Origin of the sequence: Photobacterium sp. OFAV2-7, assembly GCF_022347985.1 — a bacterium.
In the GTDB taxonomy this organism is placed as follows: domain Bacteria; phylum Pseudomonadota; class Gammaproteobacteria; order Enterobacterales; family Vibrionaceae; genus Photobacterium.
In genome coordinates, this window is sequence record NZ_JAKRFQ010000707.1 from 1 (window position 1) to 2804 (window position 2804).

Annotated in this window: 2 protein-coding genes; both read left to right on the forward strand. The window is 44.7% G+C overall.

The features are described 5' to 3' along the window. The coding region (locus MHN01_RS23365) for a glucose PTS transporter subunit EIIB (protein ID WP_239413748.1) at positions 1–557 on the forward strand (557 nt) is incomplete at its 5' end. A 307-nt stretch (positions 558–864) separates the two neighbouring features. Further along, positions 865–2400, forward strand: coding sequence for an ISNCY family transposase (locus MHN01_RS23370; RefSeq protein ID WP_239413749.1), 1536 nt, complete (start codon positions 865–867; stop codon positions 2398–2400). Positions 2401–2804 lie beyond the last annotated feature (404 nt).

Sequence of the window (2804 nt, forward strand, 5' to 3'; positions counted from 1 at the left end):
ATGCTCTGCTCTCCGCTACGATGGCAACTCTGGCCTATACGATGGGTATATCCGGAAATTTTCAGACGGGCCTTATCGACTTTGTGTTCCAGAACTGGTTGCCACTGGGAGCAAACCATATGGGCACCTATGTAATCCAGATAGTCATTGGTCTTTCATTTACGGCCATCTACTTCTTCCTGTTCAGAACACTTATTCTGAAATACAACATTATGACTCCAGGACGCGATAACTCTGAAGCTAAGCTGTATACCAAAGCGGATTACAAAGCATCTAAATCAGATACAGCAGATAACGCACCGGCTATCGATTCCTCACAAGCGGTTGCTTTTATAGAGGGGCTGGGAGGCAGCGGAAACATCGAACTACTGACTAACTGTGCCACCCGATTGCGGATCAAGGTAAAAGATCCTGACCTGGTTAAGCCGACGGCCTACTTCCAGCAGAAGGGAGCAGTAAATGTAGTAAGAAACGGCGACAGCTTCCAGATCATTGTTGGCCTGACAGTACCGCAAGTCAAGGAAGAAATGGCTCAAGTGCTTCAAACATATTATTGATTGGTACCTAATAGACGGAAATAACCCCACCAAATTGGTGGGGTTATCGTAGCTAGAATTTGCCTTGGACATTAGCTAATATATGGTAAAAATAGTAAATAGCTTGTGAATGAGTATTTACTCTGTCACGAAATGGGGCACAGGCCTTTCAGCACATCGAAAAGCCTGTTGTGAACACCGAGGGACTTTGTCGTACCTTAACTACCAAGCGATTTTGTCGTTCTAAGTTAATTACCAAGGGAAATTGACGGATCTACTTGATCAGCAATTCTCTGTGTACCTAACACGTATTCAGAGGTTGCGAAGGATGATTGTGATGGATTCGAAACAACAACTCACTGTCGATGTGATCGCTAAGGTCGCTCAGGGCAAAATGAGTATCATCAATGCTTCCAAGCTCCTGAATAGATCCCGCCGCACGATTGAACGCTACTTACAGCAGTACCGCAAGATCGGCATTCAATTCGTTATTCATGGCAATACAGGCAGGCCACCTGCAAATAAGCTCCCTAGCTCACTCAGAAGGCAAGTCCAAACGCTCATTAGGGAGAAGTATTACGACTTCAACTTGCAACACCTTGCTGAACTGTTAGAAGCTAACGAAGGGATCACTGTCAAGCGAGAAACGTTACGTTCTTGGGCGCATGATATACACCATGTCAAACGGGCTAAGCGTCGACGTCCACAAGTCAGGAAACGCCGAGAGCGCATGGAATCAGCAGGGTTGTTACTGCAAATGGATGGCAGCCCCCACCGCTGGTTTGGCGATAAAAAAACATGCCTGATTGCCATTATTGATGATGCAACCAGTGACGTTCACGCAGAGTTTTTCCCTTCAGAAACCACTGATGGTTGTATGAAAGTGATGCGTACCTATATCGAAAAAAGAGGGCTCTTTAAAACCCTCTACGTCGATAAAGCTGGCATCTTTGGTGGCCCCAAACGCTGTAACTTCTCGCAAATGCAAAGGGCATGCAAAGAATTAGGGATCGAAATCATCTTTGCCAACTCCCCACAAGGCAAAGGCCGTGTTGAGCGCTCCTTTGATACCTTTCAAGATCGATTAGTGCCAGAACTTCGTTTAGGCGGGATCACCGATATCGAAAGCGCCAACCATTACCTACATAATTTCTTCATTCCTGGGTACTGGTCACGGCAGGTCGCAGTCAAAGCCAAAAACAGGAAATCTGAATTTACGCCTGTACCCGCTTATCTCTGCCTCAATGCTATCTGTGTCCAGAAAGAGTACCGAAAGATCCGTCGAGACCATACCTTCTGTTATAACAACAGGATGTACTTGATCGAGTCGCCCCTTAGCCACTCAATCGTTAATCAAAAACTGGAGGTGCGCAAGCACTTCGATGGTAACTTCTCGGTTTACTTTGCTAACAGACAGTTGCAGGTAGCTGAGTTGGTCGAGCCCGTGAAACCGACAGAGTATGGCATGGAAGTCCAGCGTAAGCTCGATGCCGTCGAATTGGCGGCGCAGCTAGGTAATACACGGGAAGCGGCAAGGCAAACTGGATGCTCGAGAAAAACTATTGCCAAGTACCGGCAGCAACTTCAAGACGGTGGCCCGTTAGCATTAAAACGCATACATAAACCTGAGTATCGGCATACCAACCGAATCGATGAAGACGTTGAGGCCAAAGTGCTTGCGACTACTTTAGAAAAACCCTACCTGAGTTCAAACCAGATGGCAGGCGAGTTAAAAAGAGAGCATGGCATCTCTATTAGTCATTCGACGATAAGAAATATCTGGGTCAGGGAGAACTTGAATACTATTGCTTTACGGAAAGCAAAATCTGAAATAACCAAGGCCCATCAAAACAGAAAAGAGTGACCTAGATAGTCTACTCTTGAATGACAAAGTCCCTCGGTAATTACACCGTCAGGCTCCCTCGGTAATCACAGAAAACTACTGGCACAGAAAACTACTGGCACAGAGCTAAACATAAACACGTTTGTATCAGATTAGATGTATTACAGGTTAAATATTGGATAGCTACTTGGTCTAATCGCAGACCAGACTGTATCAACGCTTTATGTACGCCTGAAAATTAGATCGCTACTAATATATTTTTTCATTATTAAACAGTGAGTTAAACATACTACCGATAGAGATAAGCTAACATATATACTATCAATTCTTATGGTCATTAATGGATCGCTTATAAGGCAACAGCAAGAATTAATCGGTATGTTGTTGATTTTAAACCACGATTCAGCCGTAAAATGTGATGATTT